The organism is Arthrobacter sp. MYb23, from assembly GCF_002979775.1.
GTDB lineage: Bacteria > Actinomycetota > Actinomycetes > Actinomycetales > Micrococcaceae > Arthrobacter.
Genome location: NZ_PCPR01000024.1, coordinates 49,153 through 74,158 on the forward strand (window position 1 = coordinate 49,153; position 25,006 = coordinate 74,158).

Consider the following 25,006-nt stretch of genomic DNA (forward strand, 5'->3'; position numbering starts at 1 on the left):
TCTCGTGAAGTGACTACCACTTCTACTACGGCGCTGGACCCGCAACGGGTTCAGCGCCGTACTGTTTTCCTGCTCAGTTCGGCACAGCTGCTCAGCGGCGTTGGCAATGGGGCCACACTGTCCATCGGGTCCCTGCTGGCCGTGGATTTATCGGGGTCCGAAGCCTGGGCAGGCTCCATCACCACTGTGCTGACACTTGCTGCAGCAATCGCAGCCCTGCCGCTGGCGAGGTTGGCTGAGGCCCGCGGCCGGCGCGTAGGACTCGTCACTGGTTTGGTAGCTGCGATGATCGGCGCGCTGCTCATCATCGCGTCAGTAACCGCCCAGTCGTTCGCCTTGCTCTTGTTGGGCGCGGCGTTCCTCGGCCTGGGTACTGCGGCAAACCTGCAGGCGCGCTTCGCCGCCGTCGACCTCGCCGAACCGGAGCGCCGCGGACGATCATTGTCCACAGTGGTCTGGGCCATCACCATCGGAGCTGTGGCCGGACCCAACCTGATTCAGCCCGGAGCCGCAGTAGGTGCGGCACTGGGCCTGCCACCCATCGCCGGTCCGTTCGTGTTCTCCGCAGTCGGTCTATTACTGGCAGCAGGACTGTTGTTTGCCGGTTTGCGGCCCGATCCGCTGCTGCTGTCCCGCCGTCTGGCCCGTCAGGTTGATGCCAGCGGTCAGCCGGCAGCACAGCCTGTGCGGGGAACCATTCGATCCGGTCTCCGTGCCGTCCGTTCGTCACCCCGGGCGATGCTGGCGCTGGCGGCAGTCGTGGCCGCCCACGGCGTCATGGTGGCAGTCATGTCCATGACACCGCTGCATCTTCAACAGCTTCTGGGAGGGTCGCATGCAGGACACCATGGCGGAACCACGGACAGCACGGATGCACTGGTGGTTATCGGGCTCACGATTTCCCTCCACATCGCTGGCATGTTTGCCCTATCACCCCTTTGGGGGTGGCTTACGGACAAGGCCGGACGCTTTCAGACCATTGCCATGGGGCACGGGCTTCTGCTGGTAGCGGTGTTCATCGCAGGGTTCGGCCAGCGTGAGCCTGTGTTGGTGACCACGGGGTTGATTCTTCTGGGCCTGGGCTGGTCCGCGGCAACCATTGCCGGTTCCACGCTGTTGGCCGAGAGCGTTGAACCCGATCAAAGGGTCACCGTGCAAGGCGTCTCGGACACCCTGATGGGTGCCGCAGGAGCGCTCGGAGGCGCAACGTCCGGGCTGCTCCTTGCCTGGATCGGCTATCAGGGGCTCAACATTGCTTCCAGCGTTCTGGCGGCAGCGGTGCTGGCCTTGACGGCCTTAATTGCTGCCCGCCAGCGTACGTCAGCTGTGAGCAGCGGATCGCCGGATGGCACGTCCACCTAGCGGTGGGCGCGGACCATGCCAAAGAGCCTGCGGAAGATGCCCTCTCCGTCTTCGCCGATGCCATCGTGGTGGAAGTCGGATGTGACCCAGGCTTGGAGTCCGCGCACTGCTGCGGCCGTTTCCATCGAGAGATCGTGGTCCACATAGATGTCGTCCTTGTACACGGCTGCCGCGACGGGGACGGTGTTGGATCCCAACCGGGTGGGGTCGTACAGCGGTTTCCAGTCTTTTCGGGCCGCGAGTTGTTCGGCGACGTCACGTAAGGGAACGAGCGCCGGGTCTTGCTCGAAGTACCAGGGGTACACCATTTCCCCTGTGAGCAGCGGCTCTTCGGATTCGGGTTTGAAATCAGGATAGTCCTGCAGGACCCGCCAAGCTGCCCAGTTGGTTGCCTCGTTTTGGCCATAGATGGACTCGTGGAGGACGGCATAGAGCGGGTTGGCCGCACGGCTGACCAGTGCCCGAACCTGTTCAAGGAACGATTCGGACAACCGCTCACCACTGAGTGTCTCTATGAAGGCGTCCTCCAAAAGGTAGTGGAGGGCATCCACCCTGGTGTTGCCGCCCAGGAAAGATCCCACCATTTGGAAACGCTCCGGTGTCAGCCGTTCGCCACTTGCGAGGAACTCGGGCTGCTGCTCCAAGTGGCGGGCAATGCGTGTGACTTTTTCCCTGTCCTCCGGGTACCACGCGAAATACTCGGCGTTCCTTGCAGCTACCCGACGGAACGTTGCTTGATAGACGCGGTCCGCTGGACCGTGGAGGGGGGCCAGGCCACCGGTGATCAGCACCTCACGCAACCCCTCCGGGGCGAATGAAAGGTACGTCAGCGCGCAAAAGCCACCGAAGCTCTGTCCCAGCACAGACCACGGGCCGGAGCCCAGAACCCGCCGGATGTACTCGGCATCGGCCACGATGGAATCGGCACGAAAGTGGGTCAGGTAGTCTGCTTGCGCTGCGGCGTCACCCCGGAGCTCCAGCGACTGCCGCTCAATCGGCGTGGATAATCCTGTGCCACGTTGATCCAGCATCAGGATGCGGAAGTCTTTCGCTGCCGCCTTCATCCAGCCGGACAGCGAGGTGACGCGGTTACCCCGGCCACCCGGCCCACCCTGCAGGTAGAGGAGCCACGGCAGCTTGGCAGCCTCCTCGGGCGAATGGCTCGTTGAGGAGTATTCCCGGGCAAAGACGGTGATCGTCTCGCCGGGGACCACCTCCTGGTGAACCAAAGGGACCGTGAAGTAGTGTTCCGCCGTCCGGAGTCCGCGGAATTCGTAGCGGGCTTGGATGCGGTGCCGTGCCGTAGGTTCCCCCGGCCTGGGTGCGGAGAGTTCGGCTCCGGACAGCTCAGCCACGGGCAAGAACCTCTTTCGACTCACCGACGTTCGATCCAAAGGATTGGAGCGCATCGCCTGTCAACCTGAACGTTGACCATTCCTCCATGGCGAAAGCACCCAGGTTCTTGTAGAAATTGATGGAGGGCTCGTTCCAGTTCAGAACGCTCCACTCCACGCGGGCATAGCCACGTTCGACGGCGGTGGCGGCCAGATGCTGCAACAGCGCCTTGCCGTGGCCCTCGCCACGGGCATCCGGAACCACGTAGAGGTCCTCCAGGTAGATGCCGTGAACGCCTTCCCACGTGGAATAGTTGAGGAACCAGAGGGCGAAACCCTGCACCGTGCCGGCGCTGTTCTCCGCAATGCTGGCGTAGACGCGCGGGTTCTCGCCAAAGAGTACTTCGGTGAGCATGGCCGGGGTGTTCTTAACGGCGTCCGGTTCCTTTTCGTAGATTGCAAGATCGTGAATCATACGCAGGATTGCAGGAACGTCTTCAACGGTGGCGGGGCGGATTACACTCATGCATTCGAGCTTACTAGGGGCTTGCCGGCTTCCTACTGCCAGGCTGGGGTGGACGTTCCATAACGCACCGGCGGCCGCCAATACCTGAGCGGGGTACCGTCAACGGAAAGAGGCGGGCCAACAAATCTGAGCTGCCCGTAGGGGCTGTCCGCAGCAAAGTACTCGGGCTCCTGGACCGGAGTCACAGGCATTCCCTGGTGGCCGGAAGCCAGGGCGAAGAGTTCCTCAGCTGTCCGCGCCAAGGAGAGCGTTGCTGATCCGCCGGCTCCGGTCCTCACGCGCTCGGCGAGCAACGTCAGCACCGCCGCCGCGAGCCCGTATCCCGTGGCGTGGTCCAGGGCCTGGACGGGAAGCGCACCAGGTTTCCATCCGTCGTCGTCATTTTGTCCATACTTGACGGCGATCCCGCAGGCTGCCTGCACGAGGCTGTCAAAGCCGCGCCTTGCCCGCCACGGGCCGTTACCGCCCCATGCGGTCAACGTAACCGCCACCAGGTCTGGCCTGGCACCCAGCAGCGCTTCCTGGCCCAAACCGTATCGGTCCAGGACCCCGTTGCGGTATCCGGTGACCACCACATCCGCAGTGGCAACAAGACCATGAACAACTGCCAGATCCCCGGGTTTCCTGAAATCAGCTTCGGCGCTGCGTTTGTCGAACCCCGCGTCGATGAACGCCTCCGGTAGCTCCGGAAGAAAAGGGGGATCGATCCGCAGAACATCAGCACCCAACGCCCCCAGAAAGCGTGTGGCAGTTGGCCCCGCGATGACGCGGGTCAGATCGAGCACCTTCAATCCGTCCAGCGGCTGGAGCGGGTTCCCGGAAGGCACCCACGGGGAGGTAGCCGGCCTCCCGGGCTGAGAATCATGAGGGGCGAGGCTGATCCAAGGCCCAGTGCTTGCCGCGGAATGCATGTCTGAAGAAACCCACTCCTCACGGCTCCGGACAGCGGCGGCAACACCCTGGTGTGCCACGATTACAGCTTCGGCCTCCAGAGAGGTCATCGACGCCAAGGCACGGTCCACGTCCCGCGGCACCGTGGCGGAGAGGGCCTCCATCAACCGCGCCTCGTGATGAGGGTAGTTGGCGTGCAGACGGATCCAGCCGTCCGCAGTGCGCCGGAACCCGGACGACGGAGCGAAGCCCTGGGGTTTCCGGCCCGCAATCCGAAGGTGGCCCAGCGAATCAAAAGAAGCTGCAGTCAGCCCTGAATCAACCGAGTATCTCCTTGGAGAACCAGTCAGCACATTAAGCGCCGTTGCTGCGCTGTGAACCGAACCCAGCGCCAAACCCTCGACATCCAGGGGGCCACCCCACCAACGACGCGAACCAGTACAGCTTGCCGGCTGTACATTGCGCAGGGCTTCCACCTCGCCCAAGCCGGCGGTCAGATCAGGGACTGATTCCATGGTGGACCTAGAGCCTGTTGACGTCCGTCACCCGCACCACCGCGGTGCCGGTCTCATCTGACGCTGCCAAGTCCACCTCGGCGGAGATTCCCCAGTCGTGGTTTCCTGCCGGGTCATCAAAAATCTGGCGGACCTTCCAGGTTCCCGGTTCCTCGGTGATGATGAGCAACCCTGGGCCCCTTGCGTCGGGGCCCGTGCCGATGTCGTCATGTTCGTCGAAGTAGTCGTCCAGGACTTCTTCCCACCGCCCTGCCTCCCAGCCGGCGTCGGAATCGAGTTCTCCCAGTGCCGCGGAATCCTCGTCAGCGAACAGTTCAACCCTGCGGAACATCTCGTTCCGAACCATGACCCGGAAAGCCCGGATGTTCGCGGTCAGCAGCGGGGGTGGGGGCGGGGGAGCGTCATGGGGCGTCGGGACAAGCCCTGAAGTGAGTTCCTCCCACTCATCCAGCAGGCTGGAGTCCACTTGGCGCACCAGCTCGCCCAACCAAGCAATGAGATCTTCAAGATCCTCACGGAGGGAATCCTGGGGAACTGTCTGCCTCAGCGCACGGAAGCCATCCGCCAGATAACGCAGGACAATGCCTTCAGAGCGGGCCAGGCCATAGAACTGCACAAACTCGCCAAAGTTCATGGCACGCTCGTACATGTCCCGAATGATCGACTTCGGAGCAAGCTCAAAGTCGCCCACCCACGGGGCCGCCTTGCGGTAAACCTCGAAGGCCTCGCCAAGAATCTCCGCCAACGGCATGGGGTAGGTCACTTCGTCCAGCATGGCCATGCGCTGGTCGTACTCGATGCCATCAGCCTTCATGGCGGCCACTGCCTCACCCCGCGCCTTCTTCTGCTGGGCCGAGAGAATCTGGCGCGGCTTCTCAAGCGTCGACTCAATGACGGAGACAACATCCAAGGCGTAGGAGGGCGACTCCGGATCAAGGAGCTCCAGGGCGGCTAGCGCAAAGGGGGAGAGGGGCTGGTTGAGGGCAAAGTTGGCCTGCAGATGAACAGTCAGCCGGACGGAGCGACCCTCGGCCTCCTGTTCCTCCTCCGGAATACGTTCCACCACACCGGCGGCCAGCAGTTCCCGGTAGATCCCCAGGGCTTTCTTCATCAGCCGGAGCTGCGCGGGCCTGCTCTCATGGTTCTCACTCAGCAGGCGCCGGGTCGCTTGGAAGGGGTCGCCCGGGCGTTCCATGAGGTTCAGTAGCATCGCGTGGGTGACGGTGAAACTGGACGTCAAGGGCTCGGGAACAGACTCGACGAGTCGTTTGAACGTTGGCTCACCCCAGGACACGAATCCTTCCGGCGGCTTCTTCTTAACCACTTGGCGCAGCTTCTTCTGGTCATCGCCAAACTTGGCGGTGGCCTTGGCCATGGCCTTGGTGTTTTCCACCACGTGCTCCGGGGCTTGAACCACCACCGTGCCGGCAGTGTCGTAGCCTGCACGGCCCGCGCGGCCTGCAATCTGGTGGAATTCCCGCGAGTTGAGAGACCTGGTGCGTACGCCGTCGTATTTGCTCAGAGCCGTCAACAGCACTGTCCGGATGGGCACGTTGATGCCCACCCCCAAAGTGTCGGTTCCACAGATGACTTTCAGGAGGCCGGCCTGGGCGAGCTGCTCCACCAGGCGGCGGTACTTGGGAAGCATGCCGGCGTGGTGGACGCCGATGCCATGGCGTACAAGCCTGTTCAGCGTTTTCCCGAATCCTGCGGCGAATCGGAATCCCGCAATCAACTCGGCAATCCGGTCCTTTTCGGCGCGGCTACACATGTTGATGCTCATAAGATTCTGGGCACGCTCAATGGCTTCGGCCTGGCTGAAGTGGACCACATAGACAGGAACCTGCTTGGTGGAGAGCAGTTCTTCCAACGTCTCGTGAACCGGCGTCAGGTGGTAGTAGTAATGCAGCGGAATGGGGCGTTCCGCGGAACTCACAGTCGTGGTGGTCCGGCCTGTCAACTCTGTCAGACCGGTCTCGAACCGGGAGACATCGCCCAGTGTCGCTGACATCAGGAGGAACTGCGCCTGCGGGAGTTCCAGGAGCGGCACTTGCCATGCCCACCCGCGCTGCGGGTCGGAGTAGAAGTGGAACTCGTCCATAATCACGGAGCCAAGCTCTGCCGCAGAGCCCTCGCGCAGTGCGATGTTGGCCAGGATTTCCGCAGTGCAGCAAATAATGGGTGCATCCTGGTTGACGCCGGAATCACCAGTGATCATGCCAACGTTTTCGGCACCAAAGATCTCGCAGAGGGCGAAAAACTTTTCGGAGACCAGAGCCTTGATCGGAGCGGTGTAATAGCTTCGCTGGCCCCGCGCCATCGCTTCGAAGTGCGCTGCGATGGCTACCAGGGATTTGCCGGAGCCCGTGGGGGTGGCAAGGATGACGTTGGCGCCGGAAGCGAGCTCCATGATGGCCTCGTCCTGCGCCGGGTAGAGCTGCAGCCCGCGGCTCTCAGTCCACTCCACGAACCGTGTGTAGATTTCGTCCGGGTCCAGGGGACCTGTGGCGGTGGAACCGGGGAGCTGCTCAAGAAGTTTCATTGGTTTCCAGCTTAGTGCCCGGACGGTTTAGGCTCAGCCCAGCAAGGGATGCCAGGCGCGAGGAGGCTGTCAATGAAGTGGGACCCGTCTAAATACGTGGAGTTCGGCAACCATCGGGACCGGCCGTTCCATGACCTCGTCGCGAGGGTGCGGTCCGTGCAACCGGGCAAAGTAGTTGACCTCGGCTGCGGCCCGGGAAACCTGACGGCAACGCTTGCTGAGCGTTGGCCGGAGGCCCTCGTTGTGGGCATCGACTCATCGGAGGAAATGCTGCTGAGGGCAGACTCTCTTCGTCAGCAGTCCCTTCGTCCCGAGTCCCTCCCTCAGCAGTCCCTCGAACAGAAGCCGGCCAGGCTGGCCTTCGAGCTGGGCGATATTGCTGAGTGGCATCCGGACGCGGATACTGACCTGGTGGTCAGCAACGCCGCCCTCCAATGGGTTCCGGGGCATCAGGAAATGCTGGCCGCTTGGCTTCGCGACCTCAAGCCTGGCGCGTGGTTTGCCATGCAGGTCCCGGGGAACTTCACGTCGCCCTCCCACACGCTCATGAGGGAATTGGCCGAATCCCGCACGTGGTCCGGGCGGCTGGGCGGCGTGCTTCGGCACGATGGCGCCGTGGGCAGTCCTGCGGACTACCTGGGCATCATGCTCGACGCCGGATGTGCGGCAGACGCTTGGGAGACCACGTACCAACAAGTGCTGCAGGGTGAGGACCCGGTACTGGAGTGGGTACGCGGCACGGGACTTCGTCCGGTACTGGCAGCCTTGACTGCGAAAGAGGCTGCTGATTTCGAAGATGGGTACTCGACCCTGCTGCGCGAGGCCTACCCGGCGACGAGCCACGGAACGGTCTTCCCGTTCCGTCGCATTTTCGCCGTAGCCCAAAAGCCCGCATGATCCGCTGGATCTCTTCGCCGCACGTAGCATTCACGTTCCCGCGCTATGACGGCTTGTCCCTTTCCGGCGTCGCTGGTCTAATTCTCGGCATGGACCAAGGACGCTTCGAACAAGAGATGCCGCCGGTTGCCCCGGCAGCGGGCCGGAGTTCCCCGTGACTCCCACAGGAGATTTTCCGGGCAACTGGCGCCCCAACACCGGCAGTGCTGTTGCGCTCTTTGAACAGTTGAGACTGCGGATCATTGAACTTGTGGATGCCGGAGCCCTGGCCGTTGGGGCAAAGCTTCCTCCCGTCCGCAATTTGGCCGGGGTATTGGACGTCGCACCCCACACGGTGGCCCGTGCTTACAAGGAGCTGGAGGCAGCGGGTGTCGTGGCTACCCGTGGGCGCAACGGCACCGTGGTCTGCGCACGGGATGACCGCTGGGGAGCACTGGCAGGTGTCGCCGCGGAATACGCCGCCGCTTCGAAGGCCCAAGGAGCTTCCTTCGCCGAAGCCGTGCAGCTTCTTGCTGCTGCCTACGACGCCGACTGATACCCATCAGTAGCGTGTGAGGCACGACATGGAAATTCGAAGAAGTTTTCGATTAGCATTGGTAGGTGCCCAAAGCCTTAGCTGAAGATACCGCCATGGACGCCTTGAACGGCGTCTCCGCCCTTTCCGATACCAAACCCGTCAAGCCGGATCTTTCCCGCTTGGTGGTCAAGGGTGCCCGGGAACACAATTTGCGCAACGTGGATCTCGATCTTCCGCGTGACGCCATGATCGTGTTCACAGGACTCTCGGGTTCAGGAAAGTCATCCCTGGCTTTCGACACCATCTTTGCCGAAGGCCAGCGCCGCTATGTGGAGTCATTGTCCGCTTATGCGCGCCAGTTCCTCGGCCAGGTAGACAAGCCCGACGTCGATTTCATCGAGGGTCTTTCTCCTGCGGTATCAATTGATCAGAAGTCCACCAGCAAGAATCCGCGTTCCACGGTGGGCACCATCACCGAAATTTACGACTACATGCGTCTACTGTGGGCGCGTGTGGGCCGTCCGCACTGTCCTGTTTGTGGCGAGCCCATCGCCCGGCAGACCCCGCAACAGATTGTGGATCAACTCCTTGAGCTGGATCCGGGCACTCGATTCCAGGTCCTGGCCCCCGTCGTCCGAGGACGCAAGGGTGAATTCGTCGATCTTTTCAAGGAACTGACGGCCAAGGGCTATTCCCGTGCCAGGGTGGACGGCGAGTTGGTTCAACTGAGCGATCCGCCCAAGCTCGGCAAGCAGTTCAAGCACACCATTGAAGTTGTGGTGGACCGCCTGGTGGTCAAGGAAGAGATCAGCCAACGCCTCACCGATTCCGTAGAGACGGCCTTGGGCCTTGCCGAAGGCCGTGTGCTGGTGGAGTTCGTGGACCTCGACGCCGAGGATCCTGCGCGTATCCGCGCCTTCTCAGAGAACCTGGCGTGCCCCAACGAGCACCCCTTGGCCATCGACGAGATCGAGCCCCGCTCGTTCTCCTTCAACAACCCCTTCGGCGCTTGCTCTGCTTGCAGTGGAATCGGCACCCGGCTGGAAGTGGATGAAGAGCTGATCGTTCCCAATCCGGAACTCTCCTTGGGCGAAGGCGCCATTGCCCCGTGGGCCCTCGGCACAGCCACTACAGAGTATTGGAACCGGCTCCTTGAGGGTTTGGCGCACGAACTTGGCTTCTCCATGAAAACCTCCTGGGAGAAACTGCCCAAGGACGTCAGGAACACAGTCCTTCATGGCAAGGACCACAAGGTTGTTGTTCAGTACAAAAACCGCTTTGGCCGTGAGCGTAAGTACAGCACCGGCTTTGAGGGTGCCATCCAGTACGTTCACCGCAAGCACGGGGAAACAGACTCCGACTGGGCCCGGGACCGGTACGAAGAGTACATGCGCCAGATTCCCTGCCCCGAGTGCAACGGTGCCCGCCTTAACCCGGCTTCGCTGTCTGTGCTGATCAACGGAAAGTCCATCGCCGAAGTTGCAGCGCTGCCCATGCGGGAGTGCGCGGAGTTCCTGGGGAGCCTTACCCTCACCAACAGGGAAGCCCAGATTGCCAACCAGGTCCTGAAGGAGATCCAGGCCCGCCTGACCTTCCTCCTGGACGTCGGCTTGGAGTACCTGAACCTGGAACGCCCTTCGGGAACCTTGTCAGGCGGCGAGGCTCAGCGCATCCGTTTGGCCACCCAGATCGGTTCCGGCCTGGTGGGCGTCCTCTACGTTTTGGATGAGCCGTCCATTGGCCTGCACCAGCGTGACAACCGGCGGCTCATCGAGACACTCACCCGGCTCCGGGATCTCGGTAACACGCTGATTGTGGTGGAGCACGACGAAGACACCATTCATGAGGCCGACTGGGTAGTTGACATCGGACCGGGCGCCGGCGAACACGGCGGCCAGGTGGTGCACTCCGGTACCTACAAGGATCTCCTGGAGAACACGAACTCGCTGACGGGCGACTACCTGTCCGGACGCCGCAAGATCGACGTACCCACCAAACGCCGAAAGTACGACAAAAAGCGTGAGCTCAAGGTTGTAGGTGCCAGGGAGAACAACCTCAACAACGTTGATGCCACCTTCCCCCTGGGACTTTTCACAGCGGTGACCGGAGTCAGTGGCTCCGGCAAGTCCACGTTGGTGAACGAAATCCTGTACAAGGTCCTCGCCAACAAGCTCAATGGAGCCAAGCAGGTTGCAGGACGTCACCGTACGGTGGCTGGCCTCGAACACCTTGACAAGGTGGTCCACGTTGACCAAAGCCCCATTGGCCGTACACCCCGGTCCAACCCGGCCACGTACACCGGCGTCTTCGACAACATCCGGAAACTCTTCGCTGAGACCACCGAAGCCAAGGTACGTGGCTACCAGCCGGGACGGTTCTCCTTCAACGTCAAGGGCGGGCGCTGCGAGGCCTGTTCAGGCGATGGCACATTGAAGATCGAGATGAACTTCCTGCCGGATGTCTATGTTCCTTGCGAAGTGTGCCACGGTGCCAGGTACAACCGGGAAACCCTTGAAGTTCACTACAAGGGCAAGACCATTGCCGATGTCCTCAACATGCCCATCGAAGAAGGCGCCGAATTCTTCGCTGCTTTCACCCCCATCGCGCGGCATTTGAACACCTTGGTGGATGTGGGACTTGGCTACGTCAGGCTTGGCCAACCCGCAACCACATTGTCGGGCGGCGAGGCCCAGCGTGTGAAGCTGGCGGCCGAGCTTCAGAAGCGTTCCAACGGGCGCAGCATCTACGTCCTTGATGAGCCCACCACAGGCCTGCACTTTGAGGACATCCGTAAGCTGCTCATGGTTCTTCAGGGGCTGGTGGACAAGGGCAACACCGTGATCACCATTGAGCACAACCTGGACGTCATCAAGTCTGCGGACTGGATTGTGGACCTGGGCCCCAATGGTGGTTCGGGGGGCGGAAAGATTGTGGCCACGGGAACGCCGGAACAGGTGGCCAAATCCACTGACAGCCATACTGCGACCTTCCTGGCTGAGATTCTCGGATAGTTGCTCACGGGCGGCCTCAGGGCTGTCGAGGGAATATCTCCACGACCCTGGAAGTATTCCGGTAGCGGCATGCGAGTTTCAGGCATGCCGCTACTCGTGAGAAACTAACCCGGTGACTCAAACAACGGTGCCCGTAATATTCGATCTGGACGGCACCCTTGTCGATCCTGCCGGCGGTATCACGGGAGGCATTTCTGCGGCCCTCCGGGAAATGGACCTCCCTGTTCCGGAACAAGCCGTGTTGAATTCCATGGTGGGCCCCAAACTCAGCGATTCCCTCCTGCATTTGGCGAATGTCCCCAGCGAATTGGTGGATGAAACCATCGAGCGCTACCGGAGCCATTACAAGGAAACCGGCATTGGCCAGAGCAAGTTGTACCCGGGAATCTTCGATCTCCTGGAATTCTTCGCCGAGACCGGAAGGCCAGTCGCGGTCGCAACACAGAAGCCACAGTCCATTGCACGCCTCGTGCTGGAGCACCATAAAATTTCCGACTTCTTCGTCTCCATACGCGGGGCGGCAGATGACGAATCCCTGGGGGCAAATACGGCGCCGGGCAAGGTTGAGATCGTCGGGGCGGCATTGAAGGACCTTCATTCCCAGCCTGCCGTCATGGTAGGGGACAGGCATCAGGATGTGGTCGGCGCACTGGCCAACGGCTTGGACTGCATCGGGGTCAGTTGGGGATTCGCGCCTGACGGTGAACTTGAGGAAGCCGGAGCAGTCGCCGTTGTAGCCACTGCCCTTGAGCTGCGCACAAAAATTGAAGAACTTGACGCTGTCCGTACGGCGGCCCTGAGCGAGGTACAAAACGATGGCAGTCTTTGATGCGATCCGCTGGACAACCCGTGGCCTGATTTCTTCCACATGCCGGCCTACGGTCATTGGGCTGGAGAACGTTCCCAAGGATGGGCCGTTCATCGTGGCCCCCAACCATCTCTCCTTCCTGGACAGCGTCATCGTTCAGGCGCTGATGCCACGCCCGGTCGCTTTTTTTGCCAAGGCCGAGTACTTCACCACCAAGGGCGTCAAGGGTGCCGTGATGAAGTCGTTTTTCGAAGCTGTGGGTTCCATTCCCGTTGAGCGTGGCGAGCAGGCCGCCAGCGTCCAAGCGCTTAAAACACTCCTGGACATCCTGGAATCCGGCAAAGGCATTGGCATTTACCCCGAAGGCACCCGGTCCCGGGACGGCATTTTGTACCGTGGCAGGACGGGTGTTGGTTGGCTTGCCCTCACCACTGGCGCTCCGGTGATTCCGGTGGGGTTGATCGGCACCGAGCAATTGCAGCCTGCGGACAAGAACGCGGTCCGCCCGCAGCACTTCACCATGAAGGTGGGCGAACCCCTCTACTTCGATAAGACCGGCCCGGACCATTCACTGCCGGCGCGGCGCGAAGTCACTGACAAAATCATGGATGCCATTGCAGTCCTCAGCGGCCAGGAACGGTCCACGAGCTACAACCAGAGCAAATCTGTCGACTAAGTTCCGGGCCGCAGCAGGCAGCGGCCCTGCACACCGTGGCAATGAGTGTCGTTCCGGTTCACTAGACTGGAAAGGTGGCAGATCCAGCAAGTTACCGGCCCCAAACGGGTGAAATTCCCACCACCCCAGGCGTCTATCGTTTCCGTGACCCCCATGGTCGGGTCATCTATGTGGGCAAGGCAAAAAACCTCCGCTCGAGGTTGAACTCCTACTTCGCCAACCCTGCGGGACTCCTTCCCAAGACCCATGCAATGGTCCACGCCGCCAGCAGCGTTGAATGGACCATGGTGGGTAGCGAGCTGGAATCGTTGCAGCTGGAATACACGTGGATCAAGGAATTCAAGCCACGGTTCAATGTGGTGTTCCGGGATGACAAAACTTATCCCTACCTCGCGGTCACCATGGGGGAGAAGTACCCCAGGGTGCAGGTCATGCGCGGGGAAAGAAGGAAAGGGACCCGATACTTTGGGCCCTACACTGCCGGTGCCATCAGGGAAACCATGGATACTCTTTTGCGGGTCTTCCCCGTGCGGAGTTGCAGCGCAGGCGTCTTCAAGCGTGCGGAGTCCAGCGGACGGCCCTGCCTTCTGGGTTACATCGACAAATGCTCGGCACCCTGCGTCGGGCGCGTTACACCGGACGAGCACCGTGGGCTGGCAGAAGATTTCTGTTCCTTCATGGGAGGCGAAGCGAAACGCTTCATCAGCCGTCTGGAGAAGGAGATGTCTGCCGCCGTAGCCGAACTGGACTACGAGCGCGCAGCCGGACTCAGGGATGACATCATCGCGCTCCGCAAGGTCTTTGAACGCAACGCAGTGGTCCTGGCCGAGGACACCGACGCGGACGTCTTCGCCCTGCACGAGGATGAACTCGAAGCCTCCGTACAGGTGTTCCACGTTCGCGGTGGCCGGGTCCGCGGGCAGCGCGGCTGGGTGGTGGAAAAAGTGGAGGATGCCACGACGCCGGAACTCATCGAACATTTGCTGCAGCAGGTCTACGGAGAAGACAGCGAGGTTCAAGGCAGGATTCCCCGGGAGGTCCTGATTCCGGAGACTCCCAGCAACCATGCCGAACTGGCCGAATGGCTGGGTGGCTTGCGCGGAGCCAGGGTGGACATCCGTGTGCCTCAGCGCGGTGACAAGGCCGCCTTGATGTCCACTGTTCGCGAAAATGCAGAGCAAGCATTGAAGCTGCACAAGACTCGGCGCGCGGGAGACATTACTGTCCGGTCCCTTGCACTCCAGGAACTGCAGGAAGCCTTGGAGATTCCGGTTCCCCTGCTCAGGATCGAGTGCTTCGATATTTCCCACGTCCAAGGGACCAACGTGGTGGCTTCCATGGTGGTGGTGGAAGACGGGCTGCCCAAGAAGTCGGACTACCGGAAGTTTTCCATTACGGGCGCGGCGGCAGCGGACGATACCGCGGCCATGCACGACGTCCTGACCCGGCGGTTCAGGCACTATCTGAGCGACAAAGCCGCCCAGGTCCCCATCATTTCCGGCGAGATCATCAACCCGACGAGGCCTGGCGCCAAGCCCACCGCTGACGTGCCGACGTCGGACCCCGACGCTCCCGCCCAGAAGGCCAAGTTCGCCTACCCGCCCAATCTGGTGGTAGTGGATGGCGGGCAGCCGCAGGTTAATGCGGCGGCGCGCGCACTGGCGGAACTCGGCATTGATGACGTTTACGTGGTGGGTTTGGCTAAACGGCTTGAGGAAGTCTGGCTTCCTGACAGCGACTTCCCCGTGATCCTGCCCCGAACGTCGCAAGGGTTGTACCTTCTGCAGAGGATCCGTGACGAAGCCCACCGATTCGCGATCACCTTCCACCGCCAGAAGCGCGGAAAAGCAATGACAGTGTCTGTCCTGGACGGTGTTCCTGGCCTGGGTGAGGCGAAACGCAAGGCTCTGGTGGCCCACTTCGGTTCGCTCAAGAAGATCAAGGCCGCATCAGTGGAGGAGCTCACCTCTGCCAAGGGCATCGGGCCGGCGCTGGCGGCCGCAGTGGCCCAGCACCTCGGTGCTTCAGCGGACACTGGGGAAACGGCACCGGCAGTGAATATGACCACCGGCGAAATCCTTGAATCTTAGCTAGGGTAAGAACCTGGCCGGTCGGCGCAATTGAGCTGCCGGCTGTCTGAACCCGGCTGCTTGAACCACGGCGACTCAGGCGGCCACCACGATCTTTTTGAATGACCACTTCCTACGAAACGGGGACAACTGATGCATGAGGCTACGGCAGGGTCCGGCACGGAGCAGGACGGCCTGACGCCCGTCAAGCCACCAGAGGCGGAGCTTTTGGTGGTTACCGGCATGTCGGGTGCCGGCCGCAGCACCGCCTCGGATGCCTTGGAGGATCACGGCTGGTATGTAGTGGACAATCTTCCACCGCAGATGCTGGGCACTTTGGCCGAAATTGTGTCTCATGCGCCCAAGTCGATTCCCAAGCTGGCCGTGGTGGTGGACGTTCGCAGCAAGGACCTTTTCACCGACATCCAGACTGCCTTGGGAGCACTAAGCGCGAGTGGCATCACCTTCCGGGTACTCTTCCTGGACGCCAACGACGACGTCCTGGTCCGGCGTTTCGAGCAGGGGCGCCGCCCGCATCCGTTGCAGGGCGGCGGGAGAATCCTGGACGGTATCGGAATCGAGCGCGAGGTCCTGCGCGAACTGCGCGAACACGCCGACGTCGTGCTGGACACCTCCGACTTCAACGTCCATGGCCTGGCTACTGCCATCACGGAATTGTTCAGCGATACCGGGCCAGTAACACTTCGCCTGAATGTGATGAGCTTTGGCTTCAAGTACGGGCTGCCTGTGGATGCGAACTTCGTGGCAGATGCCCGCTTCATTCCCAACCCTCACTGGGTCCCGCAGCTGCGTCCGCACACCGGCTTGGACCAGGACGTCAGTGACTATGTCCTCGGCGCGGAGGGTGTCCAGGAGTTCGTGGACCGTTATGTCCGGGCGTTGGAGCCCGTCCTGGACGGCTACCGCCAGGAGAACAAGCACTACGCCACGTTGGCCGTGGGCTGCACGGGTGGCAAACACCGTTCGGTGGCGGTCACCATGGAACTTTCCAAGCGCCTGGCGCAATACCCTCGCGTCACCGTGACCACCACCCACCGCGACTTGGGACGCGAATAGTGGGGGTTCTGACGGGGCCTCTGCCACTCATCCCGCCCAAGGGTGTTCCCGGCAGCCAGCAGAAGAAAAGCCCCTCTGTGGTCGCTTTGGGAGGCGGCCACGGACTGGCGGCTTCGTTGTCCGCCCTGCGGCTGCTCACCTCCGAGCTGACGGCAATCGTCACAGTTGCGGACGACGGCGGCAGTTCCGGGCGTCTGCGGGATGAGTACGGCGTCCTCCCGCCCGGAGACCTGCGGATGGCGCTGAGCGCCCTTTGTGATGACACGGACTGGGGCCGGACCTGGCGGGACGTGATGCAACACCGTTTCGAGGCCGGTTCGGCTAAAGGCGGTTCGCTGGACAACCATGCCATGGGCAATTTGCTCATCGTCACCCTGTGGGAACTGCTGGGGGACACTGTTGCCGGCCTGAAGTGGGCAGGAGCACTGCTGGGTGCCCGGGGCCAGGTGCTCCCCATGTCCAGCGTCCCCCTCACCATTGAGGGCAAAGCCCGCGTGGAATTGCCCGATGGCGGCCATGAACTGCGGACGGTTCGGGGGCAGGCAAAATGTGCTGTTGCAGGAAAGCTGGAAGAAGTCAGGCTCCTGCCCGAGGCAGCTCCAGCCTGTACCGAGGCGCTCACTGCGATTGAGCTGGCTGATTGGGTCATCCTCGGCCCCGGGTCCTGGTACACGTCGGTTCTGCCGCACTTGCTGCTGCCTGAGCTTCGACGGGCCCTGGGTGACACCGCCGCCAAACGCTGCCTGACCATGAACCTGGATGTGGAAACCAAGGAAACCTCCGGCATGACGGCAGCGGACCACTTGGACGTCCTGCGCCGCTATGCACCTGAGTTCACGGTGGACGTGGTCTTGGCCGATCCTGCAGCCGTGCAGGATCTCAGGGCCTTTGAGAAGGCGGCTGCGATGATCGGCGCCGAAGTGGTGTTGGGTAGAGTAGGGGCGTCGAGGCGCCGCCCCGTCCATGATCCACTGCTGTTGGCAGCGGCGTACCACGATATTTTCGGGAACAGTTAGGAACACGCGATGGCACTTACTGCGTCGGTCAAGGACGAACTGTCCCGGCTGGACATCAAGAAATCTTCGGTCCGCAAGGCGGAAGTTTCGGCAATGCTGCGTTTTGCGGGCGGCTTGCACATTATTTCGGGACGGATCGTCATCGAGGCTGAGGTGGACCTAGCTTCCACTGCACGCCGCCTCCGGGCAGCAATCGCGGAAGTCTATGGGCATCAGAGCGAAATCATTGTTGTTTCCGGCGGAGGATTGCGCCGGGGGAGCCGCTACGTCGTGCGCGTTGTACGTGACGGGGAAGCGCTTGCCCGCCAAACTGGCTTGCTGGACGGCCGTGGGCGCCCTGTCCGGGGCCTTCCGTCAGCGGTGGTGAACGGTTCCGCCGCCGATGCTGAGGCAGTGTGGCGGGGTGCATTCCTTGCCCATGGCTCCTTGACTGAACCGGGGCGGTCTTCTTCCCTTGAGGTGACATGTCCCGGACCTGAATCCGCGCTGGCTTTGGTCGGCGCAGCCCGCCGCCTCGGGATCCAAGCCAAGGCACGTGAAGTACGCGGTGTTGACCGTGTGGTGATTCGCGACGGCGACACCATCGCGGCTCTCCTGACCCGCATGGGCGCCCATGACGCCCTGATGGTCTGGGAAGAACGGCGGATGCGCAAGGAAGTGCGGGCCACAGCCAACAGGCTTGCCAATTTTGATGACGCCAACCTTCGCCGCTCCGCGCAAGCCGCTGTGGCAGCGGGTGCCCGGGTGGACCGTGCATTGGAGATCCTGGGAGACGACGTCCCGGACCACCTCAAGTACGCGGGGGAGCTTCGGGTGGCCCACAAGCAGGCAAGCCTGGATGAACTCGGCCGACTGGCCGATCCGCCCATGACCAAGGACGCCATAGCCGGCCGTATCCGAAGGCTCCTGGCCATGGCGGACAAGCGGGCTTTGGATTTGGGCATTCCCGGGACTGAGGCAAATGTGACTCCCGAAATGATGGACGAGTAGGGAGCACCCCTAGAATCGAGAAAGTGCGGAGGAAATACTGCGAGGCCACCGCGGGTTGTTCCCGGTGGAGGCCAACGCAGTCTTCTTCGCCAAGGATTTCCGGCTGGCCCGCTGGCCGGATGAAATAACGAGAGTTACCAACCCGGACGTGAGTCCATTACATTGGAGGATTTCGTGACAGAGTACGTTCTGCCCGAGCTCGGCTACGACTACGCAGCACTCGAGCCGCACATTTCGGCAAAGATCATGGAGCTGCACCACAGCAAGCACCATGCGGCCTACGTTGCAGGCGCCAACAACGCGCTCAAGCAGCTGGCCGAAGCGCGCGAGAACAATGATTTCGCCAACATCAACCGCCTCTCCAAGGACCTTGCGTTCCACACCGGCGGTCACATCAACCACTCTGTGTTCTGGAACAACATCTCCCCGGACGGCGGCGACAAGCCCGAAGGCGAACTCGCAGCCGCCATCGACGATGCCTTCGGCTCGTTCGATGCTTTCCGTGCACAGTTCAGCGCAGCTGCGCTGGGCCTGCAGGGTTCCGGCTGGGCTTTCCTGGCCTACGAGCCCATCGGTGGAAACCTGCTCATCGAGCAGCTCTACGATCAGCAGGGCAACGTGGCAGTGGGCACCACCCCGCTGCTGATGCTGGACATGTGGGAGCACGCCTTCTACCTGGACTACGTCAACGTCAAGGCTGACTACGTCAAGGCATTCTGGAACATCGTCAACTGGGCAGACGTCGCCAAGCGCTTCGAAGCCGCCCGCGCCAACGCAACGGGCCTCATCGTCCTCTAGTTGGTGAGTTCCGGTTCACGCAGATGTAATAAAAGTCACCTTTAGCGTGAATTCGGGCCAAATGCTGAAAAGCCTGCCTCCGCAGTTGCGGGGGCAGGCTTAGTTAAACGTAAGATGGATCACGGAAGGCGGTTAGCCTTCAGCAACGTGGCTGGTCGCCCTCCGATCTGATAATCACCTCTGCCCAAAGACGTGCGGGGTCTGTTAGTTGGAAATATTTGATCCGACTCACTAGGCGTGCTTGCAAGAGCACCAAGGAGATTGACACATAGTGACCACCCGTATTGGTATCAACGGCTTCGGCCGCATCGGCCGTAACTACTTCCGCGCAGCACTGGCCCAGGGCGCAGACCTTGAGATCGTGGCAGTGAACGACCTCACCAGCCCCGAGACCCTCGCCCACCTCCTGAAGTACGACTCCGTCGGTGGCCGCCTCGCCCAGACCGTGGAAGTTGTCGATGGAAACCTGGTAGTCGACGGCAAGTCCATCAAGGTCCTTGCTGAGCGCGATCCCGCCAACCTCCCTTGGGGCGAGCTGGGTGTCGACATCGTCATCGAGTCCACTGGTTTCTTCACCAAGGCTGCAGCAGCGCAGAAGCACATCGATGCCGGCGCCAAGAAGGTCCTCATCTCGGCACCCGCCAGCGACGAAGACATCACCATTGTCATGGGCGTCAACCACGAGCTGTACGACCCCGCAGCACACAACATCATCTCCAACGCGTCATGCACCACCAACTGCCTCGGCCCGCTGGCCAAGGTTGTCAATGACGCCTTCGGCATCGAGCGCGGCCTCATGACCACGGTCCACGCATACACGGCCGATCAGAACCTGCAGGACGGTCCGCACGGTGACCTCCGCCGTGCCCGCGCTGCTGCCATCAACATGGTTCCCACATCCACCGGCGCTGCCAAGGCAATCGGCCTGGTCCTGCCGGAACTCAAGGGCAAGCTGGATGGTTACGCCATCCGCGTTCCCGTCCCCACGGGTTCGGCAACCGACCTCACGGTCACGGTTTCGCGCGAAGTCACGGTCGAGGAAGTCAACGCTGCTGTAAAGGCTGCGGCAGAGTCCGAGCAGTGGGCCGGCATCCTGTCTTACACGGACGCCCCGATCGTCTCCTCGGATATCGTTGGAGACCCTGCTTCGTCCATCTTCGATTCCGGCCTCACCAAGGTCATCGGCAACCAGGTCAAGGTTGTTTCCTGGTATGACAACGAGTGGGGTTACTCCAACCGTCTCGTTGACCTCACGGAGCTCGTCGCATCCAAGCTGGGCTAGGGTAGACACATGACATCTCACACCCTCAACGAACTCATCGCTGAAGGTGTCCGCGGGCGGTACATTCTGGTCAGAAGTGACCTGAATGTGCCGCTCGACGGCTCTGCAGTGACCGACGACGGCCGCATCAAGGCCTCCCTCCCGGTCCTCAAGAAGCTCTCGGACGCCGGTGCCCGTGTGCTCGTAACCGCCCACCTCGGCCGCCCCAAGGGTGCCCCCGAGGACAAGTACTCCTTGAAGCCTGCTGCGGCCCGCCTGGCGGAGCTCGCGGACTTCAAGGTCCAGCTGGCCAAAGATACTGTGGGTGACTCCGCCAAGGAGCTGGCAGCCGCTCTTCAGGACGGCGAAGTTCTCGTGTTGGAAAACGTTCGCTTCGATGCCCGGGAAACCAGCAAGGACGACGCCGAACGCGGCGCCTTTGCGGACGAGCTGATTGCCCTCACCGGCAGCAACGGCGCCTTCGTCGACGACGCCTTCGGTGCTGTTCACCGCAAGCACGCCAGTGTCTTTGATGTCGCTACCCGCCTGCCGTCCTACCTGGGCGATCTTGTGCACACCGAGGTGGAGGTTCTTCGGAAGCTCACTACCGACACTCAGCGTCCCTACGTCGTTGTTCTTGGTGGCTCAAAGGTTTCGGACAAGCTTGCAGTCATTAACAACCTGCTGGGCAAGGCTGACACCATCCTTGTGGGCGGCGGCATGCTCTTCACCTTCCTGGCAGCAGCCGGGCACAAGGTGGCGGGCAGTCTCCTCGAGGAAGACCAAATTCCTGTCGTCCAGGATTACCTCAAGCGCGCGTCCGATGCCGGTACTTCGTTTGTGATCCCGACGGACGTGGTGGTCGCCAGCCGCTTCGCTGCCGATGCTGAGCACGAGGTCGTTAAGGCCGACGCCATTGAGGACAGCAGTTTTGGTGCGTCCGGAATCGGCCTTGATATCGGCCCGGAATCGGCCTCGGCATTCGCAGCCCAGATTGAAGGGGCCAAGACCGTGTTCTGGAACGGCCCCATGGGTGTCTTCGAATTCGAAGCCTTCTCCAGCGGTACCCGGGCCATCGCGCAGGCCTTGACAGATACTGTTGCCTTCACCGTGGTTGGCGGTGGAGACTCCGCAGCAGCCGTTCGTACCCTCGGTTTCGAGGACTCGCAGTTCGGGCACATCTCCACCGGTGGCGGCGCCAGCCTGGAATACCTTGAAGGCAAGGAACTTCCCGGCCTGAGCGTCCTGGACCGCTAAGCATTAACCGACCGGCAGGGCGCCACCTGCGTCCTGCCGGTCGTTCCATTACTCAACGCATTCTTTGGAGTTCATGTGACTACCTCTGCCAATGGCAATTTCGTCCGCAAACCCTTCATCGCCGGCAACTGGAAGATGAACATGGACCACGTCCAGGGCATCACCTTGCTGCAGAAGCTGGCCTGGACACTGTCCGACGCCAAGCACGATTACAGCCGTGCAGAGGTGGCCGTATTTCCTCCGTTTACCGACCTCCGGGGTGTCCAGACGCTGGTTCAGGGTGACGAGCTCGAGGTTGTCTACGGCGGACAGGACCTTTCCCAGTTCGACTCCGGTGCCTACACGGGAGATATCTCCGGTCAGTTCCTGAGCAAGCTGGGCTGTGCCTACGTCCTGGTTGGCCACAGTGAACGCCGCACCATCCACAACGAGTCCGACGACGTCTTGAACGCCAAGGTCAAGGCCGGATTCCGTCACGGGGTCACTCCCGTACTCTGCGTCGGCGAGGGCCTTGAAATCCGTCAAGCGGGGACTCACGTAGAGCACACCTTGGCTCAGCTCCGCGCCGGCGTTGAAGGACTCACCGCAGAACAAGCTGCCGAACTCGTTGTTGCTTACGAACCTGTTTGGGCCATCGGGACCGGTGAAGTCGCGGGTCCTGAAGACGCACAGGAAATGTGTGCAGCCATCCGCGCCGAGTTTGCCGAACTCTTCGACCAGAGCGTCGCAGGGAAGACACGCCTTCTCTATGGTGGCTCCGTCAAGGCCAACAATGCTGCCGCCATCATGGCTGAAAGCGACGTAGATGGTTTGCTTGTGGGTGGCGCCAGCCTGGACCCCGCTGAGTTTGCTAACATTGTCAGGTTCGAGAGCCACCTCGTCACGGACTAGTCCGGCTCCCGTTTTCCGCTTCTTCGAAAGGCCGTCGTGGACGTTCTTCAAGTCATTCTGCAGATCCTGCTGGGCATCACCAGTCTTCTGCTGACGCTGCTCATCCTCCTGCACAAAGGACGTGGCGGCGGTTTGTCCGACATGTTCGGTGGCGGAATGAGCTCCGGATTGAGTTCGTCCGGTGTAGCCGAGCGCAACCTGAACCGCTTCACCATCATTCTTGGCATCACGTGGGGCGCAGTGATCATCGGCTTAGGCCTGATCATGCGATTTACCTCGGGTGGCGACTCCTAGTCGTTCCAGGAAGGGAGGCTCCTTGATGGGAGCCTCCCTTTTTCTTTGCCCGTGCCGCCCAACGCTACTGCCGCCCGCGTGCACGTCGCATTAGACTGACCCTGTGGCTGTGAGGCCCGCAGGCCGTGACGGCCCACCACCGAGTCGCGAGGGGTTCGAAAATGGTTCATGGCACGCCTGGATATCGGGGCACCCGCGTAGGTGTAACACACGGTTCACCTCCACAGCATCCGAACGACCACGGCTCCGGACAACAACTGCCGCGTATCCGCGTCCCCTACTGGTGCGCCAAGGGACATGAAACGCGGCTTGTTTTTCTCAAGCTGCCTGACGAACAGATACCCCGGACATGGGATTGCCCCAAATGTGGTGCCCCCGCAACACGGGATCCCGGAAATCCGGCCCCACCAAGGCCTGAAGATGAGATCTTCAAATCGCACCTGGATTACGTTAAAGAGAGACGCTCCAGCCAGGACGCCGAAGTGGTCCTGGCTGGAGCGCTGGATAGGTTACGCGCCCGCGGGGTCCTTCCGGACCAACTGCTGGGGGACTCGTGACGCCGCATTCTCATCAATAAGCCATAAGGTTCTGGCACGCCCCACGGGTCCCGCTGCGGGGACCTGAACGGGGTTGGCGCCTGCCAGGGCCAGGCCCACTGCTCCGGCTTTGTCTTCGCCGGCAACAACCATCCAGATTTCCTGGGCGGTGTTGATAGCCGGAAGCGTCAAAGAGATACGCGACGACGGCGGCTTGGGCGAGTTCTCCACGCCCACCACCGTGCGGCTCTTCTCACGGATTCCGGCTTGTTCGGGAAAGAGCGATGCTACGTGCGCGTCAGGTCCGACACCGAGGAGCAGGATGTCAAAGCGCGGCAGGATACCTGACTGCTCGGGCCTGTCATCCGAAGTATCAGCGGCGTGCTCCGCCTCAGCTGCGGACTTGAGTTCTTCCGCGTAGGCCGAGGCTGCCTCATCGGCTGTGCCGTACTGATCCGTGGACCCGGGTTCGTGAACACGCGCAGGATCCACCGCCAGGTGAGTCAGCAACGCCTGATGAGCCTGGCGGGTGTTCCTGTCGTCGCTGTCTGCGGCAACAAAACGCTCGTCACCCCACCAGAAGTTAACCCTCGACCAATCCACTGCAGGTGCCGCGGCAGAGTCAGCCACAGCCTTCAGGGTCCCGATACCAATGGTTCCACCAGTGAGGACCACTGTGGCTTCACCATGCTTGTCCTGGACATCCACGAGCTTGGTGATGAGGCGTGCCGCAATGGCCGCCATCAAGACCTTCGAGTCGGGGTGGATGCTTACTCTCGGCTCAGCGTGCACTTGTCTGGACTCTCCTCTGGCTGGTAAGTGGAAGTCCCATCGTAATCACTTCTCCGAAGACTTCGTCGGGGTCGAGCCGGCGAAGTTCTTCGGCGAGGCAGTCCTTGAGGCTTCTGCGGGGGAGGGTAATGCGCTGGGCTGGTTGTCCGGGTTGGGTCAGTTCTGCCACGGACAACCCGGGACGGAAGAGCTGAACGTCGCCGCTGGCACGCGTCAAACGGACACGGCGGATACCGGTTCCTGCGGGGTCTGCCACAATCGTGACGGGAGCCTCCAGAGCCAGGCTGAGCCAAGCGGCCAGCAGCAAGGTGCTGGGGGAGTCGGAAGCACCTTCAACGGCTACAGCGGAGACAGGGTCACTATCAACTTGGTCGAATACTGCGGCGAGTTGCATGCGCCAGTTGGTCAGGCGGGTCCAGGCGAGGTCGGTGTCGCCGGCTTTGTAGGTGGCGCGGATGTTCTCCAACGCCAGGCGCGGGTCCGGTTCGTTCGCCGAGTCCGTGATGCGTCGGTGCGCGATCCGGCCGATGGAGGTTTCACACGCGCTTTCCGGGGCGCCGTGCGGCCACCACGCCACGATCGGCGCGTCCGGCAGGAGCAGGGCCGCTACCAGGGACTCGCTCTCGTGGGCCATGTGCCCGTGACCGCGCAACACGATGACCTCCGAAGCGCCAGCGTCACCACCCACCCGGATCTGGGCATCCAGACGGTCCGGGCCTTCCACCCCGGCGTCGGCCAGGACAATGATCCGGCAAGGGTGTTCCCTACTGGCTTCATTGGCGGCCTCGATGGCTTCTTCTTCCTGCCCGGACTTCGTCACCACCACCAAGGTCAACACCCGCCCCAGGGCGATCACACCGCCTTGCTCACGCAGGGACATGATCTTCTTGGAAATCTTGGAGGTAGTGGTATCGGGAAGATCTACAATCATGGCCTTCTCCAGGTT

22 protein-coding genes are annotated in these 25,006 nt (G+C 61.7%); 16 read left to right on the forward strand and 6 right to left on the reverse strand.

The features are described from left to right. Positions 1-9: 9 nt before the first annotated feature. The gene (locus tag CQ020_RS19680) at positions 10-1,362 is read left to right on the forward strand and encodes an MFS transporter (RefSeq protein ID WP_105693373.1); all 1,353 of its coding nucleotides are present in this window, start codon (positions 10-12) and stop codon (positions 1,360-1,362) included. On the opposite strand, the gene CQ020_RS19685 is transcribed toward CQ020_RS19680, so the two are convergent. Genes CQ020_RS19685 through CQ020_RS19700 form a run of 4 tightly spaced genes read right to left on the reverse strand, consistent with a single transcriptional unit; the run spans position 1,359 to position 7,170 of the window. Continuing rightward, positions 1,359-2,741 (reverse strand): alpha/beta hydrolase, encoded by a 1,383-nt coding sequence (locus tag CQ020_RS19685; RefSeq protein WP_258142106.1) that lies wholly within the window; start codon positions 2,739-2,741, stop codon positions 1,359-1,361. The genes CQ020_RS19680 and CQ020_RS19685 overlap by 4 nt on opposite strands. Beyond that, the gene (locus tag CQ020_RS19690; protein WP_105693375.1) at positions 2,710-3,222 is read right to left on the reverse strand and encodes a GNAT family N-acetyltransferase; all 513 of its coding nucleotides are present in this window, start codon (positions 3,220-3,222) and stop codon (positions 2,710-2,712) included. The genes CQ020_RS19685 and CQ020_RS19690 overlap by 32 nt, the downstream gene beginning before the upstream one ends. A gap of 32 nt (positions 3,223-3,254) precedes the next feature. Next, positions 3,255-4,628 (reverse strand): CoA transferase, encoded by a 1,374-nt coding sequence (locus CQ020_RS19695; protein WP_105693378.1) that lies wholly within the window; start codon positions 4,626-4,628, stop codon positions 3,255-3,257. Between the two features lie 7 nt (positions 4,629-4,635). Next, positions 4,636-7,170: an RNA helicase gene (locus CQ020_RS19700; RefSeq protein WP_105693381.1), complete on the reverse strand. Its 2,535-nt coding sequence runs from the start codon at positions 7,168-7,170 to the stop codon at positions 4,636-4,638. A 72-nt stretch (positions 7,171-7,242) separates the two neighbouring features. Here CQ020_RS19700 and CQ020_RS19705 point away from each other — a divergent pair, with 72 nt between their 5' ends. The 15 genes from CQ020_RS19705 (at position 7,243) to CQ020_RS19775 (ending at position 23,289) form a co-directional block, all read left to right on the forward strand. Then, entirely contained in the window at positions 7,243-8,067 is an 825-nt protein-coding gene (locus tag CQ020_RS19705; RefSeq protein WP_105693384.1) for a trans-aconitate 2-methyltransferase, read from the forward strand. A gap of 154 nt (positions 8,068-8,221) precedes the next feature. Next, complete coding sequence (locus CQ020_RS19710; protein WP_024821008.1) at positions 8,222-8,602, forward strand: GntR family transcriptional regulator; 381 nt, start codon at positions 8,222-8,224, stop codon at positions 8,600-8,602. Positions 8,603-8,667: 65 nt separating this feature from the next. Next, positions 8,668-11,595, forward strand: coding sequence for an excinuclease ABC subunit UvrA (gene uvrA, locus CQ020_RS19715; protein WP_105693388.1), 2,928 nt, complete (start codon positions 8,668-8,670; stop codon positions 11,593-11,595). Between the two features lie 112 nt (positions 11,596-11,707). After that, positions 11,708-12,424: an HAD hydrolase-like protein gene (locus CQ020_RS19720; RefSeq protein ID WP_105693389.1), complete on the forward strand. Its 717-nt coding sequence runs from the start codon at positions 11,708-11,710 to the stop codon at positions 12,422-12,424. Then, positions 12,411-13,079, forward strand: coding sequence for a 1-acyl-sn-glycerol-3-phosphate acyltransferase (locus tag CQ020_RS19725; RefSeq protein WP_024821011.1), 669 nt, complete (start codon positions 12,411-12,413; stop codon positions 13,077-13,079). Before CQ020_RS19720 ends, CQ020_RS19725 begins: the two co-directional genes overlap by 14 nt. Before the next feature lie 74 nt (positions 13,080-13,153). Next, on the forward strand, positions 13,154-15,169 hold the full coding sequence (gene uvrC / locus CQ020_RS19730) for an excinuclease ABC subunit UvrC (RefSeq protein WP_105693390.1): 2,016 nt from the start codon (positions 13,154-13,156) through the stop codon (positions 15,167-15,169). A 132-nt stretch (positions 15,170-15,301) separates the two neighbouring features. Further along, positions 15,302-16,225 (forward strand): RNase adapter RapZ, encoded by a 924-nt coding sequence (gene rapZ / locus CQ020_RS19735; RefSeq protein WP_105693393.1) that lies wholly within the window; start codon positions 15,302-15,304, stop codon positions 16,223-16,225. Further along, a complete protein-coding gene (yvcK, locus tag CQ020_RS19740) occupies positions 16,225-17,241 on the forward strand; it encodes a uridine diphosphate-N-acetylglucosamine-binding protein YvcK (protein ID WP_105693396.1) in 1,017 nt (338 codons plus the stop codon). Before rapZ ends, yvcK begins: the two co-directional genes overlap by 1 nt. Positions 17,242-17,250: 9 nt before the next feature. Further along, positions 17,251-18,231, forward strand: a complete 981-nt coding sequence (gene whiA / locus CQ020_RS19745; RefSeq protein ID WP_017198459.1) for a DNA-binding protein WhiA — start codon at positions 17,251-17,253, stop codon at positions 18,229-18,231. 174 nt (positions 18,232-18,405) lie between these two features. After that, positions 18,406-19,029, forward strand: coding sequence for a superoxide dismutase (locus tag CQ020_RS19750; RefSeq protein WP_062069703.1), 624 nt, complete (start codon positions 18,406-18,408; stop codon positions 19,027-19,029). Positions 19,030-19,300: 271 nt separating this feature from the next. Further along, entirely contained in the window at positions 19,301-20,311 is a 1,011-nt protein-coding gene (gap, locus tag CQ020_RS19755; protein WP_024821016.1) for a type I glyceraldehyde-3-phosphate dehydrogenase, read from the forward strand. A 9-nt stretch (positions 20,312-20,320) separates the two neighbouring features. Next, positions 20,321-21,547 (forward strand): phosphoglycerate kinase, encoded by a 1,227-nt coding sequence (locus CQ020_RS19760; RefSeq protein WP_105693398.1) that lies wholly within the window; start codon positions 20,321-20,323, stop codon positions 21,545-21,547. A 75-nt stretch (positions 21,548-21,622) separates the two neighbouring features. Then, complete coding sequence (gene tpiA / locus CQ020_RS19765; protein ID WP_105693400.1) at positions 21,623-22,438, forward strand: triose-phosphate isomerase; 816 nt, start codon at positions 21,623-21,625, stop codon at positions 22,436-22,438. A gap of 36 nt (positions 22,439-22,474) precedes the next feature. Continuing rightward, positions 22,475-22,732, forward strand: coding sequence for a preprotein translocase subunit SecG (secG, locus tag CQ020_RS19770; protein WP_024821019.1), 258 nt, complete (start codon positions 22,475-22,477; stop codon positions 22,730-22,732). 161 nt (positions 22,733-22,893) lie between these two features. Next, complete coding sequence (locus CQ020_RS19775; RefSeq protein ID WP_105693404.1) at positions 22,894-23,289, forward strand: RNA polymerase-binding protein RbpA; 396 nt, start codon at positions 22,894-22,896, stop codon at positions 23,287-23,289. Here CQ020_RS19775 and pgl read toward each other — a convergent pair. Further along, the gene (pgl, locus tag CQ020_RS19780; protein WP_105693406.1) at positions 23,242-24,060 is read right to left on the reverse strand and encodes a 6-phosphogluconolactonase; all 819 of its coding nucleotides are present in this window, start codon (positions 24,058-24,060) and stop codon (positions 23,242-23,244) included. The two genes, CQ020_RS19775 and pgl, sit on opposite strands and share 48 nt — an antisense overlap. After that, positions 24,050-24,991, reverse strand: a complete 942-nt coding sequence (locus CQ020_RS19785; RefSeq protein WP_026540626.1) for a glucose-6-phosphate dehydrogenase assembly protein OpcA — start codon at positions 24,989-24,991, stop codon at positions 24,050-24,052. Before CQ020_RS19785 ends, pgl begins: the two co-directional genes overlap by 11 nt. Positions 24,992-25,006: the final 15 nt, after the last annotated feature.

Coding starts and splice junctions, on each gene's coding strand:
- CQ020_RS19690 (WP_105693375.1), bottom strand. CDS start 3,222: ATGAGTGTAATCCGCCCCGCCACCGTTGAAGACGTTCCTGCAATCCTG.
- CQ020_RS19695 (WP_105693378.1), bottom strand. CDS start 4,628: ATGGAATCAGTCCCTGATCTGACCGCCGGCTTGGGCGAGGTGGAAGCC.
- CQ020_RS19700 (WP_105693381.1), bottom strand. CDS start 7,170: ATGAAACTTCTTGAGCAGCTCCCCGGTTCCACCGCCACAGGTCCCCTG.
- CQ020_RS19705 (WP_105693384.1), top strand. CDS start 7,243: ATGAAGTGGGACCCGTCTAAATACGTGGAGTTCGGCAACCATCGGGAC.
- CQ020_RS19725 (WP_024821011.1), top strand. CDS start 12,411: ATGGCAGTCTTTGATGCGATCCGCTGGACAACCCGTGGCCTGATTTCT.
- rapZ (WP_105693393.1), top strand. CDS start 15,302: ATGCATGAGGCTACGGCAGGGTCCGGCACGGAGCAGGACGGCCTGACG.
- whiA (WP_017198459.1), top strand. CDS start 17,251: ATGGCACTTACTGCGTCGGTCAAGGACGAACTGTCCCGGCTGGACATC.
- CQ020_RS19760 (WP_105693398.1), top strand. CDS start 20,321: ATGACATCTCACACCCTCAACGAACTCATCGCTGAAGGTGTCCGCGGG.
- CQ020_RS19775 (WP_105693404.1), top strand. CDS start 22,894: ATGGTTCATGGCACGCCTGGATATCGGGGCACCCGCGTAGGTGTAACA.
- CQ020_RS19785 (WP_026540626.1), bottom strand. CDS start 24,991: ATGATTGTAGATCTTCCCGATACCACTACCTCCAAGATTTCCAAGAAG.